15 protein-coding genes and 3 pseudogenes are annotated in these 16,569 nt (G+C 58.6%); 5 read left to right on the forward strand and 13 right to left on the reverse strand.

Features of this window, described 5'->3' with window-relative positions:
• Positions 1 to 59 precede the first annotated feature (59 nt).
• Positions 60 to 1,241 (forward strand): TlpA family protein disulfide reductase, encoded by a 1,182-nt coding sequence (locus tag MUN84_RS21340; RefSeq protein WP_244695917.1) that lies wholly within the window; start codon positions 60 to 62, stop codon positions 1,239 to 1,241.
• The gene (locus MUN84_RS21345) at positions 1,214 to 1,534 is read left to right on the forward strand and encodes a TlpA family protein disulfide reductase (protein ID WP_244695918.1); all 321 of its coding nucleotides are present in this window, start codon (positions 1,214 to 1,216) and stop codon (positions 1,532 to 1,534) included. The genes MUN84_RS21340 and MUN84_RS21345 overlap by 28 nt, the downstream gene beginning before the upstream one ends.
• 28 nt (positions 1,535 to 1,562) lie before the next feature.
• Here MUN84_RS21345 and MUN84_RS21350 read toward each other — a convergent pair whose 3' ends face one another.
• The gene (locus MUN84_RS21350) at positions 1,563 to 2,258 is read right to left on the reverse strand and encodes a 2'-5' RNA ligase family protein (RefSeq protein WP_244695919.1); all 696 of its coding nucleotides are present in this window, start codon (positions 2,256 to 2,258) and stop codon (positions 1,563 to 1,565) included.
• 233 nt (positions 2,259 to 2,491) lie between these two features.
• Between MUN84_RS21350 and MUN84_RS21355 the strand changes: the two genes are divergently transcribed.
• Positions 2,492 to 4,018, forward strand: a complete 1,527-nt coding sequence (locus tag MUN84_RS21355; protein WP_244695920.1) for a sigma 54-interacting transcriptional regulator — start codon at positions 2,492 to 2,494, stop codon at positions 4,016 to 4,018.
• A gap of 364 nt (positions 4,019 to 4,382) precedes the next feature.
• On the opposite strand, the gene MUN84_RS21360 is transcribed toward MUN84_RS21355, so the two are convergent.
• The 4 genes and pseudogenes from MUN84_RS21360 to MUN84_RS21375 all read right to left on the reverse strand — a co-directional run bounded on the left by MUN84_RS21360 (position 4,383) and on the right by MUN84_RS21375 (position 6,882).
• A complete protein-coding gene (locus MUN84_RS21360; RefSeq protein ID WP_244695921.1) occupies positions 4,383 to 4,607 on the reverse strand; it encodes a hypothetical protein in 225 nt (74 codons plus the stop codon).
• A 70-nt stretch (positions 4,608 to 4,677) separates the two neighbouring features.
• A pseudogene (locus MUN84_RS21370) lies at positions 4,678 to 5,983 on the reverse strand (cation:dicarboxylate symporter family transporter).
• Positions 5,984 to 6,005: 22 nt separating this feature from the next.
• A complete protein-coding gene (locus MUN84_RS24270) occupies positions 6,006 to 6,167 on the reverse strand; it encodes a cation:dicarboxylate symporter family transporter (protein WP_317239034.1) in 162 nt (53 codons plus the stop codon).
• Between the two features lie 256 nt (positions 6,168 to 6,423).
• A complete protein-coding gene (locus MUN84_RS21375; protein WP_244695923.1) occupies positions 6,424 to 6,882 on the reverse strand; it encodes a peptidylprolyl isomerase in 459 nt (152 codons plus the stop codon).
• Between the two features lie 197 nt (positions 6,883 to 7,079).
• On the opposite strand from MUN84_RS21375, the gene MUN84_RS21380 reads away from it, so the two are divergent.
• Positions 7,080 to 7,733: a fasciclin domain-containing protein gene (locus tag MUN84_RS21380; RefSeq protein WP_244695924.1), complete on the forward strand. Its 654-nt coding sequence runs from the start codon at positions 7,080 to 7,082 to the stop codon at positions 7,731 to 7,733.
• 123 nt (positions 7,734 to 7,856) lie between these two features.
• On the opposite strand, the gene MUN84_RS21385 is transcribed toward MUN84_RS21380, so the two are convergent.
• From MUN84_RS21385 to MUN84_RS21410, 6 genes and pseudogenes are all read right to left on the reverse strand, one after another.
• Positions 7,857 to 8,741 (reverse strand): NAD(P)-dependent oxidoreductase, encoded by an 885-nt coding sequence (locus MUN84_RS21385; RefSeq protein ID WP_244695925.1) that lies wholly within the window; start codon positions 8,739 to 8,741, stop codon positions 7,857 to 7,859.
• A gap of 126 nt (positions 8,742 to 8,867) precedes the next feature.
• Positions 8,868 to 9,793, reverse strand: a pseudogene (rsgA, locus tag MUN84_RS21390) (ribosome small subunit-dependent GTPase A).
• A 200-nt stretch (positions 9,794 to 9,993) separates the two neighbouring features.
• Positions 9,994 to 11,166 carry a 3-deoxy-D-manno-octulosonic acid transferase gene (locus tag MUN84_RS21395; RefSeq protein WP_317239035.1) on the reverse strand — a complete coding sequence of 391 codons (1,173 nt, stop codon included), beginning with the start codon at positions 11,164 to 11,166 and terminating at the stop codon, positions 9,994 to 9,996.
• Positions 11,167 to 11,431: 265 nt separating this feature from the next.
• Positions 11,432 to 12,069: pseudogene (locus MUN84_RS21400) on the reverse strand (peroxiredoxin).
• Positions 12,070 to 12,181: 112 nt separating this feature from the next.
• Complete coding sequence (locus tag MUN84_RS21405) at positions 12,182 to 12,640, reverse strand: Fur family transcriptional regulator (protein ID WP_244695926.1); 459 nt, start codon at positions 12,638 to 12,640, stop codon at positions 12,182 to 12,184.
• 241 nt (positions 12,641 to 12,881) lie between these two features.
• Positions 12,882 to 14,183, reverse strand: coding sequence for an aspartate kinase (locus MUN84_RS21410; RefSeq protein ID WP_244695927.1), 1,302 nt, complete (start codon positions 14,181 to 14,183; stop codon positions 12,882 to 12,884).
• Between the two features lie 155 nt (positions 14,184 to 14,338).
• Here MUN84_RS21410 and fbp point away from each other — a divergent pair, with 155 nt between their 5' ends.
• Positions 14,339 to 15,367 (forward strand): class 1 fructose-bisphosphatase, encoded by a 1,029-nt coding sequence (fbp, locus tag MUN84_RS21415; RefSeq protein ID WP_244695928.1) that lies wholly within the window; start codon positions 14,339 to 14,341, stop codon positions 15,365 to 15,367.
• Between the two features lie 78 nt (positions 15,368 to 15,445).
• On the opposite strand, the gene MUN84_RS21420 is transcribed toward fbp, so the two are convergent.
• On the reverse strand, positions 15,446 to 16,042 hold the full coding sequence (locus MUN84_RS21420; RefSeq protein ID WP_244695929.1) for a DUF5606 domain-containing protein: 597 nt from the start codon (positions 16,040 to 16,042) through the stop codon (positions 15,446 to 15,448).
• Positions 16,027 to 16,545, reverse strand: a complete 519-nt coding sequence (locus tag MUN84_RS21425; RefSeq protein ID WP_244695930.1) for an energy transducer TonB — start codon at positions 16,543 to 16,545, stop codon at positions 16,027 to 16,029. Before MUN84_RS21425 ends, MUN84_RS21420 begins: the two co-directional genes overlap by 16 nt.
• Between the last annotated feature and the right edge of the window lie 24 nt (positions 16,546 to 16,569).

Below are 16,569 nucleotides of genomic sequence, written 5' to 3' on the forward strand. Positions count from 1 at the left end.
GTTAGCTAGTCATTTTCGGCGGGGCGTTACCTTAAGCACGATTTTACTATCCTGCCTATATGAAATTTCTGGTTCCTATAGTATTCGCATTAAGCGGCTGCGCTACCCTTCGGACCTCGTCGCCGCCTGCCGCGCCCCTGGCCGTGGTGGCCCCTACTACCGCGGTGTTGCGCGGCCGGTTACTCCACCACGCTGCTCCCCACGATACCGTGCGAATCTGGCGCAAGCTACCTCCTCTGGCCGAGCGCGGGCAGCAGAAATTTCCGGTAGCACCCGATGGCTCGTTTGAAGTCCGGCTGACCGGCCTCACCGGGCCCATCGATGCGCAACTGGTTCTCGGCGATGCGCTTACGGTGTACCTCAGCCCCGGCGACTCGCTGGAGCTCACCGCCGACCGGCAGCAGTTGCTCGCCACCCTGCGTTTCAGGGGGCGCGGGGCCCACGCCAACAACTACCTCACCCAGGCCCAGCGCCACTTTGACTACAACTTCGGGGAGCTGCCCGAAAACCTGCACGCGGCCGTGACCCCGCCCGAGTTCCGGCAGCGAGCCGACGCCTACCACCAGCGCCAGCTCGATACCCTTGCGGCCTGGCAGGCACGGCAACCCCTGCCCGCGGAGCTAGTGACGTTGCGCCGGCAACTGCTGGAGTTGCAGCGCGGGCTTTCCCTGTTGCGCTACGTGGGCCACCGTAAAGGCCAGGCCCAGCGGGAGCCCGAGTTGCCCGCTGGCTACTTCGACTTTCTGAAAACGCTACCCTTGCCCGCGGAGGGTCTGTTTGCTGCCCGTCCCACGTTCCTTCAAACCCTAGCTTTCTTCCATGGGGCCTACAGCTACGTGTTTCTGCTGCCGCCTTCCGATCAACTTTCCTTGGCTCCTAATCTTCCGGATCGGCTTTACGCACCCGCCACGGCTCACCTGGGCGAAACCACCCTGCGCGACCAAGTGATAGGGGAAATGTTGCTGAGGCAGCTGTATGATTTCCCGACCACCCGCGCGGCGGTAGGGGCCGTGCTGCCAACTTACCTGGCCCGCACGCACGACTCCACGTACGTGCGCAGTGTGCGCCACGCCTGGCGCGTAACGGGCGGCTTACAGCCCGGCCAACTAGCCCCGGCCTTCGCCCTACGCGACGGCCAAGGCCAAACCGTGACGCTAGCCGACTTCCGGGGCAAGGTCATCTACCTCGATTTCTGGTACAGCAGCTGCGCCCCTTGTCTGGCCGAAGCCCCGCCGCCGTAAAGCTGAAAAAGCAGTTTCTGGGCCGCGACGTAGTGTTTCTCTACATCTCCGTAGACCGCAAAGCCACTGACTGGCAGCGGGCCCTGGCCAAGTACCCGCTTACCAGCCCCGGTAGCGTACACCTGCTCGACCCCGGCGGGGAAAAGGCTTCCTCGGCGTACGGCGTATCGGCCTTTCCTAGCTACTGGATTATCGGGCGCGATGGGCGCATCTGGCGCGGCGGTGCCCCGCGTCCCTCCGCCGGTACTGAAACGGTGGCCGCCCTGGAGCAGGCGTTGGCGCAAAAGCCCTGAGGGGCAGTAGAAACAAGCGGTATGGGTGCTAAGGATGATAGGGCAAGCGGTACTGCTCTAGTTGCACAGTGTTGGCCGCCCGTTGGTACCAATCATTGAACACCAGTTCCAAGGTATCTACTTCAAAGGAGCCGATACGTGTCTGCTGCTCTTGCTGCACTAGGGCTACTAAGTGGGCCGGGTCGCGGAGTGGCGTCGTGAAGCGTACGACGGTGGAATGGGCCGTACGCAGGGCGTAGCGCTGGTCGATGGACTGCGGTAAGCCGGAGTGCCGAAACGCTACCCGTAGTGCATTGCGCAGCTTTTCCAGGCTGTCGTCTTCCGGAAAGCCCTGCACCATAATACCACCGGCGGAAACCGTTAGGCCGGCGTAGCAAATACGGAACGGGCCCACCGCGCGCAACGCAGCTCCCACCAGCTGCCGGTAGGCCCCTGAGTCCACGAGGTGTAGCGAAAAGCCGGGGTAGCAGGAAATAATGGACAGGATGGTAAGATGCGTGTCGGAGGCAGGGTAGTAGTACTGGTCGGGCTCTGCGCGCTGCACAGTGGCTAGTACTTCGGCAATGCGGGCGGTAACTGCGGCCGGAGGGCGGGCCAACAAGGTGAGGCCCCGGCGGGAGTCCTGCTCTGGCACCTCAAGCAGCAAGTCAAGTTCAGCCTCGCCCTGCAGAAGCTGGCGAACGGCGAGAGTTCGCATGGCGTCATAGTGTTCCTGTAGGCTCATACAAAGGCAGTAAGTAGAAAGCAAAACCAAAGCGGCGCCCTGGCTTTGGTCTACGCGGGCTGGGGGTGAGTTCCAGCGTCACAACCTACACCCGAAAAACCTGCCCCGCCAGAAGTCCTTCTTTTCTTCCCGAACCAACCACCCTGCTTCCTAGTTATACTACTACCTCCGCCACCCGAGCCGAACTACCACTGGTCCGGATTCCGTAGGGTGGCCGGTAATTCACTCCCCGTATGACGCAACCCGACATCCGCACCCTTGGTGCCCTGAAGAAATCCGGCTATCAGCCCCGCTCCGTGAAGCAGGAGCTGCGTGACAATCTGATTACCAAACTGCAAAGCAAGCAGGACGTGTTTCCCGGCATTTATGGCTACGAGGAAACGGTTATTCCTGAACTCCAACGCGCCATTCTGGCTGGCCACCACATTAACCTGCTGGGCCTGCGCGGCCAGGCTAAAACCCGCATTGCCCGCCTGTTGGTAGGCTTGCTCGATGAGTTTATTCCGGTAGTCGAAGGCTCGGAGCTGAACGACGACCCGTTGCAGCCCCTGTCGGTTTTCGCCAAGAACCTGATTGCCGAGCGCGGCGACGACACGCCCGTAACCTGGCTGCACCGCGACGACCGCTACACCGAGAAGCTGGCCACCCCCGACGTATCGGTAGCCGACCTCATCGGCGACGCCGACCCCATCAAAGCCGCTACCCTGAAGCTGCCGTATTCTGATGAGCGGGTAATTCACTTCGGCCTGATTCCTAGGGCGCACCGCGGCATTTTCGTGATTAACGAGCTGCCCGACTTGCAGGCCCGCATTCAGGTGTCCCTGTTCAACATTCTGCAGGAAGGCGACATCCAGATTCGGGGCTTCAAGGTGCGCCTGCCCTTGGATCTGCAATTCGTGTTCACGGCCAACCCCGAGGACTACACCAACCGGGGCTCCATCGTAACGCCCCTCAAAGACCGTATTGACGCCCAAATCATCACGCACTACCCGAAATCTATTGAAATCGGTAAGCGCATCACTAAGCAGGAAGCCCGCATCCGGGAGGAGCAGAAAGGCCTGGTGACCAGCAACGAAATCGTGCACGACTTGGTGGAGCAGGTGGCCGTTGAAGCCCGTGGCTCCGAGTTCGTGGACGCTAAATCGGGCGTGTCGGCCCGCCTCACCATCTCGGCCTACGAGCAGGTAGTGGCCGGGGCCGAGCGCCGGGCCCTGATCAATGGCGAGAAGAATACCTACGTGCGCGTGGGCGACTTTATTTCGGCCGTGCCCGCCATTACGGGCAAGGTGGAGCTGGTGTACGAAGGCGAGCAGGAAGGGGCGGGCATCGTGGCCGAAAAGCTCATGGGCAAGGCCGTACGTACCCTGTTCCTGAACTACTTCCCCGACCCCGACAAAGCTAAAAAGCTGAAAGGCCGCCCTTCGCCCTATAAAACGGTGCAAGAGTGGTTTGGCAGCGGCCACACCGTGGACATGCTCCACGATGCTTCCACGAAAGACTACCGCGCCGCCCTCGACCAAGTGCCCGGCCTGCGCGACATTGTGAAGGAGCTGCACCCTAACGAGGACGAGGAAACCACCTACTTCCTGATGGAGTTCCTGCTCCATGGCCTCTCGGAGTACAGCCTGATTTCGCGCAACCGCCTTACCGCCGGCGCCCAATTCAAGGACCTGCTCAGCAGCATGTTCACCATGCCCAGCTTCGGCGAAGATGACGACGAGGATGAAGACGAAAAGCCCCAGCGCGGCCGCCGCCGCTAGCTTGTTTTGCTGATGCGGAAGGAAGCTGGTTTCATCATCAACGAAATAATTCAGATTCCTCCTGCGTCGGAATGACAATGAAAACGCCCCGGATACCGAAAGGTGTCCGGGGCGTTTTCGTTAGCTAGCTTCTGGTGGAGCGGATCAAGAGCCGATCATATTAAGAACCGCAAGCAGGACTGACTGGCCTGTATTAACAGTTAACTCGAAGACCGTCCTGCAGAGGCGCAGCCGAAGCATCTCGCGTGCTGATGTTAGGATTACCACTGCAACATTAGCCCGCAAGACGCTTCGCTTGACAAGACGGCATTATGCTATGGATAAGCTGTGAGTAGTAGCCCAGCCTGATGCTTAGGTAGCCAATCTAGCTGTTGCCAACTTGCCGGGCTTTGGCCTCGTTCTTCAAGGCCTTCAGGCGTAGCTGGCGAGCTTTGAGCTCCTGCTTTTCGCTTTTGGCCCGAAGCTCCGCTTCATCGCTAATGCGTTTTTGCTCGGCTACTCGGTTTTGCATCTCCTGAATCTGTGGGTCGGAAGAGCTTCCTTCGCCTTTTACTAAGCTGCAGCCCATGCTCAGCGGTAGTAGCAACAAAACGGGAAGTAATCGAAGTTGATGGTTGGACAGTAACATGGTGACAATTATTAAGTGACAGGTGCTACTGTTACGAAATCGTCAAGCAAGTTGTTAAAGATGAGCTTCTTAAGAAGAGGTAGATAATGTTGCAGTTTATGTAATTTATGATCCGAAGACAGCTCTGTTTGTAGCTACTCTGAGCGGCAGCGCTAGCCGCTTTAATGGCGTTGTTGGTCTGGCAGCGTAGCGTCCGGATGTGTTTCGGGAAGCGGGTGGGTAGGCTCGAGTGCTTCCTCCCCGACACGGCTAGGCCCTGCAGGGCCCGCTGGTGACGGGCTTCATCGAATTCGTTTTCGCTTTTGGCAATGACCAGCGTGGCTACCCCATTGCCAATGACGTTCGTGATGGCGCGGGCTTCCGACATAAACCGATCCACGCCCAGCAACAGGGCCACGCCTTCCACTGGAATAACGCGGGTAGCCGCTAGGGTAGAGGCCAGCACGATAAAGCCCGAACCCGTGACGCCTGCTGCCCCTTACTAGTTAGCATTAGGATGCCGATTAGGGTGATTTCCTGGGTGAGGGAAAGCGGAATGGTAAAGGCTTGGGCCAGGAAAATAGCCGCAATAGAGAGGTAGATGGAGGTGCCATCGAGGTTAAAAGAGTAGCCCGTGGGAATGACCAGGCCCGCCACCGAGCGGGAGCAGCCGTAACGCTCCAGCTTGTCGATCATGCGCGGCAGCGCCGACTCGGAGGAAGACGTCCCCAGCACCAGCAGAATCTCCTCCCGAATAAAGCCCAGAAAGCGCCACAAACTCAGCCCGTAAAAGCGCATAATAGCATTTAGCACCCCAAACACGAATAGGAACATGGTCAGGTAGACCACCAGCATGAGCTTGCCCAGGGGTAGCAGCGCGTGCAGGCCATACTTGCCAATGGTAAAGGCCATGCCCCGAAGGCTCCCAGGGGCGCCAGCCGCATTACCAGGGCCAGCACCCCAAACAGAACGTGCGAGAGTCGGTCGAAGGTTTTCATGAGCGGCTCGCCAAACTCGGCCGGAACGCGGCTGATGGCCAGTCCAAACAGCACGGCAATCAACAGCACCTGTAGCACCTCGCCCTCGGCAAATGCTCCAACCAGACTATGGGGTACTATGTGGGTGAAAAAGTCAACCCAATTCATGCCCTCGCCCGCAGCGGCCTGGGCCGTGTACTTGGAAGCTTCCGTGGCCTGCGCGGCACTCTGCGTTGCTACCGAAGCCCGGGCATCAATGCCCACGCCTGGTTGGGCCAGGTTGGCGGCCGTAACTCCAATAATCAAGGCCAGAGTCGTGACGATTTCGAAGTAGAGCAACGCCTTTCCACCTACCCGGCCTACCTTTTTCAAGTCGCCCATGCCCCAATGCCCAGCACCACCGTCAGGAAGATGATGGGGCAATGAGCATCTTGATCAGGTTAATGAACGTGTCGCCGATGGGCTTGAGCGCGGCCCCGAAGCCAGGAAACAACGTGCCCACCAGCACCCCCAGGGCTATGGCTGTGAGTACCTGAAACGTGAGGTTTGATGCGAGTTTTTTCATAGAAGGAAAGCCAATCAGCAAGTACGCTTGGCCCTAAGGTGAAAGTCAAAACGCCGCTAAACCGCTGCCTTCGCGCCTTACGGGTAGCGCCCATTGAATGCAGAGGTTGCCATTTAGCTGCCACGCAACCCCTGCTAGCGGTGCAGAAGCAGGGCCGCAAAGATGCGTCTCAACGTCCGCGTTGCGGCTACCCATGAAAGAGGGCCGCCTATTGCTTAGGCGGCCCTCTTTTTTTCACGTTAGCAAGCCAGAAAGCTTACGCTTCGTTTACCACGATTTTCTCGATGGTGTCATTGGCTTTAATCTGGTCGATGATGTCCAGGCCTTCTACCACTTTGCCGAACACAGTGTGGTTGCGGTCAAGGTGGGCCGTGTTCTGGCGGTCGTGCACGATGAAGAACTGGGAGCCGCCCGTGTTGCGGCCGGCGTGGGCCATGCTCAGGGCGCCGCGCTCATGGTACTGGTGGTCGCCGGTCAGCTCGCAATCAATTTTGTAGCCGGGGCCGCCGGTACCGGGCGTGCCCTTGGCGCCGTCGCGGGAGTTGGGGCAGCCGCCCTGAATCACGAAGTTGGGAATGACACGGTGGAATTTCAGTCCGTCGTAGAAGCCTTTCTGGGCCAGATCGGTGAAGTTCTTCACGGTGTTGGGAGCGTCCTGTTCGTAGAACTCCACTTTCATCACGCCTTTGTTGGTGTGGATTTCGGCAGTTTTCATCGGGTAAATAGTAGGTGGAATGGGCCCGTATACGCGCCTGGCGGCGCGGCGGGTATGGTGTTGGGTGGTAAAGGTAGCCATTTTGAGGCCGGACAAGCATCCAGGTGCCGCTTTGGTGCGTAAGCATACCACTGGTTGGCTAGCTCAACCGCAGCACGCTCTTTCCTACCTCTCCCAAACTCCTGTTTCGCGCCCTTATGAAGAAGACTATGCGCCTGGCTACTCTTACCTTATTGTCGGCGGGTACGCTGAGCTTCGGCCTCAGCAGCTGCGGCGACAACAACCAAACCACCGAAACAACCACCACAACCGATTCTATGGCTACAACCGTCGATTCGGCGGCCATGATGTCGGACTCCGCCCGCATGGGCAAGGCCGAGGGGGTACTGGTGGACGGCGTACCGATGACGCCGGACAAAACTATCGTGCAAAACGCCGTACAGGCCACCAGCGTGACTACCCTGGTGAAAGCCGTGAAGGCTGCCGGCCTCGATGAGACTTTGAGCAGTGCCGGACCTTTCACTGTCTTCGCGCCCACCAACGCTGCCTTTAACAAGCTGCCCAACGGCGCTCTGGCCGGCCTGATGAAGCCCGAAAGCAAAGACAAGCTGAAAGGCGTGCTGACTTACCACGTCATCCAGGGCCGCCTGCTGGCCCAGGACTTGCGCGACGGACAAGAACTGACGACCGTAAACGGCGAAAAAATCAAGATATCAGTGCAGAACGGCAAAGTGATGATTAGCAATGGCAAGGACGCTCCTGTCAGCGTCCAGACGCCCGATGTTATTTCCAGCAATGGCGTCACCCACGTCATCGACGGCGTATTGCTACCCCTGGCCCCGGCCAGCTAGCAGCAGTTCTTTCCTGATTGGTTAAAAAGGCCCGGTTGTTTCAGCCGGGCTTTTTTGCGTTAGAAGGTAACGCCGTAATGACGTAACCACTCCCCATTTGCTAGCTGCCTACCGGTTATTCTCTTACAACCCTGCCCCCTCCGCTACCCGCTCCGCGAAACCGGCCCAGTCGTTCTGTTCGCCCTTCGCAACGCTGGTGGAGAGATGGTCGTGGATAATATTGGCGAAGGGCATGGGCACTACCCGGGTGCGGGCCTCATCCAAGACCAAGCGGAGGTCTTTGCGGATGATGGCCGGCGGGGCTCCCACGGGCTGGTAATGGCGCTCAGCAATGAGCTTGCCGTAGCTCTTATAGATGGGCGTGTTGAACAGGGTAGAAGTAAAGAACTCGTAGACCTGCTGACGGTCGAGGCCGCTTTTTTGGGCGAGCGTGAAGGCCTCGGCCATGGCTTCAATGGCGGCTCCGAGCATAAAGTTGCCACAAAGCTTAACCACGGAGGCGGCCCCGGCATCATCTCCGAAATCGTGGACACCCTGACCCAGGGCCCCCAGCACCGGCTTAATCTTCTCGCGGGCACTAGCCTCGCCGGCCACGGCCAGCCACAGCTTGCCGGCCGCCGCTACATCAGGCTTGCCAAACACGGGGGTAGCAACCAAGGAAGTGCCGTGGCGGGCATGCTCCTCGGCCAGACGACGGTTGGTATCCGGGGCTACGGTGCTGCACGAGGCGTGAACGGCTCCCTGGGGCAAGGCGGTAAGGAAACCGGTTGGCCCCAGGCACAGCTCCAGCAGAGCCGCGTCATCGGTTACCATGGTAAAGACGAACTCCGCGTCTTGCACGGCTTCGGCGGGGGTAGCCGCTACCGTGGCACCCTGTTGTTGCAGAGGGTCGGCCTTGCTGGCGGTGCGATTATAAACGCGCAGGCGGTGGCCGGCCTTGAGCAGGTTGGCGGCCATCGCCTGGCCCATGCTGCCCAGGCCCAAGAAGGCTATGCGATGTTGTGTCAAAGCGGAAGTCGTAAAAGGTGAAGTTGTGAGCTATATCGGCCTGCTAGGTGCCGAATCAGAATACTACGCGAATCAGCATACGGGGTAGGAGCACAGTTTCACACCCTCCTAAAGTTGTCCTTCCGCTTATTTCCGGTTGTCGTCGCCTGCCAGCATGCTCACGTAGCTGTCGTAGCGGGGCAGGGCAATTTTGCCTTTGTCAACGGCCTCGCGCACGGCGCAGCCCGGCTCGTGCAGGTGCTGGCAGTTGTGGTAGCGGCACTGGTTGAGCAGGGCGCGCATTTCAGGGAAGAAATGGGCCAGCTCGCCGGGCTTCATGTCTACTAGGCCCAGTTCCTTGATGCCGGGCGTGTCGATGAGGTAGGTGCCAGGCCGGACTTCCAGCATCTCGGCGAAGGTAGTAGTGTGCACGCCTTTGTCGGAAAACTCGCTGATTTCGGCCGTTTTCAGGTCTAAGTCCGGTACCAGCACGTTAATCAGCGTACTTTTCCCTACCCCCGAGTGGCCAGATAGCAGGGACACTTTCTTATTTAGCAGCGCATCAATGGCCGCTACCCCTTCGCCGGTGTGGGCGGAACAGCGCAGGCCGGGGTAGCCCACGCGCTGGTACATGTGCAGAATCTGCTCCTGATAATCAGCCAAGTCCTCGTCGTAGAGGTCAGTTTTGTTGAAGAGCAGCGTCACAGGAATGCTGTAGGCCTCCGCCGTAACCAAAAACCGGTCGATGAATCCGAAGGAGGTGGCTGGCGAGGCCAGCGTCACGACCAGCAACGCTTGGTCGAGGTTGGCTGCTACAATGTGGGCGTGTTCGGCCTTGTGCACTGAGCGGCGGATGATGTAGTTGCGCCGCGGCTCAATGTGATGAATCACGCCCGCGCCCTCGGTTTGCTCCTCCACCGTAAACTCCACCTGGTCGCCCACGGCCAGCGGGTTGCTCACTTTCAGCCCCTTGTGCTTGAACTTCCCCGTAGTCGGCAGCGGTGCAGCTGGCCGGTAGCCGTTTCGCGCACGATGTACCACGAGCCCGTAGATTTAACGATGATGCCGATCATGCGAGCGGTGAGATGGTGAGGTGAAATAGTGAGTTGAAGGGAGGTGGTAAGACGGTGACCCGGGGAGCTGAGTGTGCCCGCGGCGTGGTACTGCACAAGCAGCCCAGCTAGTTCGCCGGGTCACTTTCTTGCCACCTCCCTATCGAGCCAGCTCATGATTTTGCCCGTGGCCCCGCTGTGGTCGTGCACGTAGTCTAGGCTCAGGTCCTGGACGGTGAGGCGCGCCTCCTCGCGGTGGTAGAGCGGACCGAAGGCCGTGAGCAATTCATCGGCAGATGAAATGGGAAAAGCGCAACCGAGCTCGACCAGGTCCTGGGCTTCCTGGAACTTGTAATACGTGGGCCCGAAGAACAGGGGTAGGCCGAAAGCAGCCGCTTCCAGCGTGTTGTGCAGCCCTTGCCAAAGGCCCCACCGATGTAGGCGTAGTGCCCGAACCGATAGAGCTGACTTAGCAGCCCCACGTTGTCCATGAGCAAGACGCGGCTATCGGCCACGGTAGCAGCATCGGCTTGGGAGTAGCGCACCACCCGGCCGGGCAGGGCCTGCTCCACGAGGCGCAGGTTGGTTTCGCTGATTTCGTGGGGAGCCACAATGAAGCGCAACTGGTCGGCGTACTGGTGCAGCAGGGGGGTAAGGGCCGGCATATCCTCGGGCCAGCTGCTGCCAATAATAAACACTGGAGCCCAGTCATCGGTAAAGGCATCCACCAGGGGTAGGGCGCGGGGCGGGGCCGAGGCCGTGCGCACAACGGTATCGAAGCGGGTGTCGCCGGCCACGCTAGCCCTCGCTATGCCGGCCCGGCGCAACAAGTCTACGGAAGCCTGGTTTTGGGTGAATATGTGGGTGAACTGGCTCAGGATGCGGCGAAAAAAGCCTCCCCAGGGCTGAAAGAAAGCCTGCTCAGGCCGGAAAATGGCCGAAACGCAAATTGTAGGAATAGCGCGCCGCCGTAACTCCGTCAGGAAGTAGTACCAAAATTCATATTTCACGAACACGGCCAGCGCGGGCCGCACGGCATCCAGAAAAGTACGGGCATGCTCGGCCGTGTCCAGGGGCAGATAGAACACGTAGGCAGCACCCGGCCAGTCTTTGCGCACCTCATAGCCCGAAGGCGAAAAGAACGTCAGCACGATTTTGTGGCCGGGGTGACGGGCTACGTAGGCTTCCATCAGGGGGCGACCCTGCTCAAATTCGCCCAGGGATGCGCAGTGAAACCACGCTAATGGAGCTGTTTCGTGGCGCAACGCCTCCTGAATATGCGGCAGCAAGCCGCGCCGGCCATCGACCCACTGCGCCGCCTTTGGCACAAAGGGCGCTACTAGCCGCAGGAGCAGCGCGTAGAGGGGCAGGGCAATGGAATAAAGGAAACGCAACGTCGAAAATCAGGTATCAGGTGAAACAGCCCCGAAACTACTACAGGGGAACTGCACGGCTTCCTTGCCGGAGATGCAGCCAATGCTTTCGGCTGCAACTGCGCCGTTGAGCTGCATACCGGCGCCGCTTGCTACGCTAGAAGCTGCCGCGGAACGTTCGGAGCTGCCGCGCCGCAAAAGTACGTGGTTCCGGTTTTGCCGCCGCACCATCACTAAAAAAGCCCTGGCCAAGGGCCAGGGCTTTTGCTTTAAAGGGCTTGAGTGCTTAGTGAGCCGACTGCTTGCCGAGGTAGTTTGCTACGCCCTCGCGGGTAGCCGACATAGCCTCTTTGCCTTCTTCCCAGTTCGCGGGGCACACTTCGCCTTTTACTTCGAAGTACTGCAGAGCGTCCACCATGCGCATGGCTTCGTCGATGCTACGGCCCAGCGGCCCGTCGTTTACAACTTGGTGGCGCACAATGCCGTCCTTATCAATCAGGAACAAGCCACGGTAGGCGAGGGGTGAGCCCACAAAGGTCATTTCGCCGGCCTCGTTGTAGTCGTAATGGCCCCGAGTACGTCGTAGTTAGCGGCAATGGTTTTCGTGGCATCAGCTACCAGAGGGTAGGTAACGCCGGCAATACCACCGTTGTCGCGGGGCGTTTGCAACCAAGCAAAGTGGGAGAAGTGGGTATCCGTAGAACAGCCAATGATGGCAACCCCCTTGGCCTCGAAATCAGCCAGGCGGTCCTGGAAGGCAATGATTTCAGTGGGGCACACGAACGTGAAGTCGGCGGGGTAGAAGTAGAAGATAACGTGCTTCTTGCCCAAGTAACGGTCGAGGGAGAAATCCTCCTCGAATTCGCCATCGATAACGGCGGTGGCTTTGAAAGAAGGAGCGCGCTTACCTACGAGAACTGCCATGAGTTTGGTAATGAAGTGAAAAAGGTACTAGAGACTAAAAAAACGGCAGCAGAAAGCCGGCAGCGTAGGGCTAAGCACAACAGTCGTGGTACAATAACCACCTACTAGGGGCTTATTTACTTGCCAGCTTGCTACCCGTGATGTGCAGGGAAAAGGAGTGGGGCTGAAAGTTCTGCAGGCCTTTAGCGGCAAAAAACTCCCGGATCATGCTGTCGAGCTGCGGGTCGCAATAGTCGATGATTTCCTGGGTATTGGTGCAGAACAGGTGGTGATGCTCCGTGCAATCGGCATCGTAGCGGCGGGAAGTGCCTTCGGCTGCGGCCACGCGCCGGGTAAGGCCGGCCGCCACAAAAGAATCAAGGGCTTTATACACCGTGCCCAGCGAAATGCTGGGTTCTTGGCTAATTACCTGCCGGTGCACCTGCTCGGCGGTGGGGTGGCCCGGCAGCGTAAGCAGGCTCTCCAGAATCACAAGGCGCTGACGGGTAGCCCGCAGGCCCGCCTGAGTGAGCCGCGCCCGGAGGTGTCCCGCGTCGGGGGTAGGGGGAAAATGATCAGTAGAAAGAGCCACCAGACAAGAATAATTCTCCGCAAAGATACGCGTATAAGGTGCAGCAGGGCAAAATTGTTTCCAGTAGGCGGTATTTCGCCGGCTCGCAATGAAACAAACAGCCCCATCAACTCTGGGAATCACGCTGCTAGGACTTGTCAGGCTAGTGTAGTGCAGGCTGACAAAACCTGCTGTACGGAACGGGTGGGTAGCGGCAGCCTGGTTGCAAGCCTTTACTAGCTTCCAGATGGTTAGTTAGTTTCTACAGAAGCCGGCCAGAGGTATCCTCAGCGGCCCGACACACAAACTGGAAGGTTTGGCGGGTGCGCTGCTCCAGCAGCAACTCCCGCCCCTGGGTGAGGCGCCGGATGCTGGCCGCATCGTAGTTCTTAATGGTGTAGAGCTCCAACCCCGTGTTATAGTGGATGGTAAACTGCCCCCGCAGCGCCTCTAGCAGCTTCTCGAGCCGATAGGCCGAGAAATCGGTGCATACCGAAAAGCTGATGGCTGAATTTTGCATCAGATGAATTTTAAGCCGCACCTGAGCCAAAGCGCCAAAAATTACCTCTAGGTTTTCTTCGGAAATAAAGGTCAGGTCCTTCGATTCAAAGGAAACCAGGCACTGGCTGGTTTTGCGGATGAAGGCCGGGGCCAACAGCCCATGACGACAGTCGTGGATGCGCGTTCCTTCGGCCGCGGGGTCCAAAAACGACTTAACCAGCAGCGGAATGCTGCGCACCGCCAAGGGCTTAATGGTTTTGGGATGAATAACGGAGGCCCCGTAGTACGCCATTTCAATGGTTTCCTGGTAGCTAACCTCGGGGTAGCGGACGGTGTCGGCGAAAATCTTGGGGTCGGCGTTAAGCAGGCCAGCCACGTCCTTCCATATCGTCACCGACTCCGCACCGAGGCAATACGCGAAGATGGCGGCCGTGTAGTCGGAGCCCTCCCGGCCCAGGGTAGTGGTGTAGCCGCTAGCTGTGCCACCCAAAAACCCCTGCGTTACGACTGGCCCACGGCTCAGCACCTGGGGTAGGGTAGTGCGCAGGTTGCGCTTCGTAGTCGGCCAGTCAATGCGGCCCTCCCGCCAGGTGTGGTCCGTGCGCAGCAGAGGGCGGCAGTTAAGCCAGTGCGCGCCCAAGGCCCGAGCCACAATCAACGTCGCCAGCAATTCTCCGAAGCTCACTATTTGGTCGTAGTGCTTGTCAAACTCCCCCGTCGGAAGAGTTGCCAGCCGGTCCTGCAATTGTTCTAGCAACTGCGCAAGGGTAGGCACGCCTGCAGTTGGGGCTGCCGTATCATCGGAGACGGCTAGGTCCTGGGCTACGCGTTGGTGAAAGTCGCGGATGGCAGCCAGCGGCGCGGCGTAGTCCTGCCCGGCCTGCGCCAGTTGGTACACCTCTTCCAGGGCATTGGTGGTCTTACCCATGGCCGAGACGACAATGAGTAGTTGGCCGCTGCTGCCGTGTTCCTGCACAATGCGGGCGAGGTTGCGAATAGCCGCGGCATCCTTCACGGAGGCGCCGCCGAACTTGAAAATCCGAAGAGGATGCGGGTGCTGCATGGCCCAAATGTAGGACCAAGCGCCGTTTTGCTCAGAAAAGAAGAGAAATTGACTGGGTAAGAGCTGCCGTAAAAACGTTGTAGCGAAATTTCGCTCAGGCTACTCCGGCAAATTGGTTAATTTTGGCCTTTCCCACCCGCATCCTATTTCCACCCATGACAAACCACGACAAGCTGGCCCTACCCGTTGGCACTACCTTGGACCGCTTCATCATGCGCAAGCAGGAAGACTTCCCGTATGCCACCGGCGAGCTTTCCCAGCTGCTGCGCGATATTGCCCTGGCCGCCAAAATTGTAAACCGAGAAATCAACCGCTCGGGCCTGATTGATATTGCTGGGGCCTATGGTAACCGCAACGTGCAAGGCGAAGACCAGCAGAAGCTTGACGTTATTGCTAACATCCGCTTTATCCGGGCTTTGCGCAACGGCGGCGAGGTATGCACCATCATTTCCGAGGAAGACGATGAAATGATTCAGACCGGCAACGTGCAGGGCAAGTACGTGGTAGCCATTGACCCCCTGGACGGCTCCTCTAACATTGATGTGAACGTGTCCATCGGCACCATCTTCAGCATCTACCGCCGCGTATCGCCCACCGGCAACGACGGGACGCGTCAGGACTGCCTCCAGACTGGGACGCATCAGGTGGCAGCCGGCTATGTAATTTATGGCTCTAGCACGATGCTGGTATACACCACCGGCAACGGCGTAAACGGCTTTACCTACGAGCCTTCCCTCGGCGAATTCTTCCTCTCGCACCCGAACATTCAGACGCCCAAATCGGGGGCTATCTACTCCGTTAATGAAGGAGTATCAGAGTCGTTTTCGGAGGGAATGAAGGGCTTTGTGGCGTATTGCAAAGAGCAGAACTACTCGGCCCGCTACATTGGCTCCCTGGTAGCTGACTTTCACCGGAACCTACTGAAGGGCGGCATTTATATGTACCCTACCTCCAAGAAAGCCCCGAACGGTAAGTTGCGCCTCATGTACGAATGCAACCCCTTGGCTTTCATTGTGGAGCAAGCCGGTGGCAAGTCTAGCAACGGCCGCCGCCGAACCCTGGAAATTGAGCCCCACGACTTGCACGAGCGGTGCCCTTTGTTCATCGGCTCCCCAGAAATGGTAGAGAAAGTAGAGGAGTTTCTAGCACCGGAGTTTGCCAGCGACGCCATTCTTAAAGCCTAGCCAATACGGATCCTACTTACATAAAGAAAGCCGCCCAGACTCCTGGGCGGCTTTCTTTATGTAGGGCAATAGGAAAAGCTACTCCGCTTTTTTCTTGTTGGCCTTTTTGGCGGGCTTCGTCTCGCCAGCTTCTGGGTTGCCGGCTGCGTTGGTTTCTTCCGCGGCTGGGATGATGCCCGCCGTGCTCATGGCCTCGTCAGCAGTAGGATCAGCCTCAGTTTTCTTGCTGGCTTTCTGCTCGTTAGTTGTTTCCGGGGCATCGGTTTCATCCTCGGCTGGCGCCTGATACTCAAGGCGCTTGCTAACGGTATTATACCACTGCACCAGCTTCTTGATGTCCGACATGTACACCCGGTCCCGGTCGTAATCAGGAATAATCTCGCCCATGAAGGCCGTCAAGTCCCGGTCGTCCGATTTATGGGTCAGGGCTAGGTCAGCGCCGTGCTTCTGGTGAATGCGGTCAAACACTTCCGTCAGGGGCACGGTCTGGTCGTAATCCTGGGTATAAATGGAAATTTCCTGGAGTAACGACACCTTATTGCGGGCAGAGGCCACAGAGCGGGTGCCTTTCTCGTCGAGGGCTTCAATGATAACGCCGGCGCGGGTTGGTTTCACGAGGCGGTACAGACCGGGCATTCCGCTGATAGCGGCAACTTCCTTCAGGTCGTAGGGCATAAGAAAAAGCAGTTGTTGGAATGTGCGAAGTTACTCAGTTGCGGCGGCTTGGCCGGGGCAGGCAGCTTGAAGGTAATGGGCAGGCTGGTCAGGATGGCGTAATCGGGCTTGTTGAACTTCAGCAGGCGCACTACCCGGAGGGCCTCTTCCCCGCAGCCACCCCCGATGTTCTTCACCAGCTTAATACCCGACATGGTACCGTCGGTGTTCAGGGTGAAGCTAACAATACATTGACCCTGAATGCGGTTACGCCGAGCCATGACGGGGTACTTCAGCTCCTTCTCAATGAAGGCATACATGGCCTCCTGCCCACCCTGGTAATACTCCGCCACCGGAATGGCCTTGGGAGCATGGGCCGGAGCGGTCTGGACGGGGGCGTCGGTCGGGGCTGTTGCCTCCGGAACCGGGCCGTCGGTTTTGATTTTTACTTTGGTTTTCTGAGCCACAGCCGCGGTAGAACAAGCCAGCAGGCCGATACCCAGCAGAATGGGTAGTTTTTTCATGAAATTAGCGAAGAAAGACGGGAA

Source organism: Hymenobacter sp. 5516J-16 (genome assembly GCF_022919335.1).
GTDB lineage: Bacteria > Bacteroidota > Bacteroidia > Cytophagales > Hymenobacteraceae > Hymenobacter > Hymenobacter sublimis.

Bases quoted from the DNA above. Each gene is read 5' to 3' on its own strand.
- MUN84_RS21420 (WP_244695929.1), bottom strand. From the start codon at position 16,042: ATGCCCTACGACCTGAAGGAAGTTGCCGCTATCAGCGGAATGCCCGGT.
- MUN84_RS21355 (WP_244695920.1), top strand. From the start codon at position 2,492: ATGACGCAACCCGACATCCGCACCCTTGGTGCCCTGAAGAAATCCGGC.
- MUN84_RS21340 (WP_244695917.1), top strand. From the start codon at position 60: ATGAAATTTCTGGTTCCTATAGTATTCGCATTAAGCGGCTGCGCTACC.
- MUN84_RS21425 (WP_244695930.1), bottom strand. From the start codon at position 16,545: ATGAAAAAACTACCCATTCTGCTGGGTATCGGCCTGCTGGCTTGTTCT.
- fbp (WP_244695928.1), top strand. From the start codon at position 14,339: ATGACAAACCACGACAAGCTGGCCCTACCCGTTGGCACTACCTTGGAC.
- MUN84_RS21350 (WP_244695919.1), bottom strand. From the start codon at position 2,258: ATGAGCCTACAGGAACACTATGACGCCATGCGAACTCTCGCCGTTCGC.
- MUN84_RS24270 (WP_317239034.1), bottom strand. From the start codon at position 6,167: ATGAAAAAACTCGCATCAAACCTCACGTTTCAGGTACTCACAGCCATA.
- MUN84_RS21375 (WP_244695923.1), bottom strand. From the start codon at position 6,882: ATGAAAACTGCCGAAATCCACACCAACAAAGGCGTGATGAAAGTGGAG.
- MUN84_RS21380 (WP_244695924.1), top strand. From the start codon at position 7,080: ATGAAGAAGACTATGCGCCTGGCTACTCTTACCTTATTGTCGGCGGGT.
- MUN84_RS21410 (WP_244695927.1), bottom strand. From the start codon at position 14,183: ATGCAGCACCCGCATCCTCTTCGGATTTTCAAGTTCGGCGGCGCCTCC.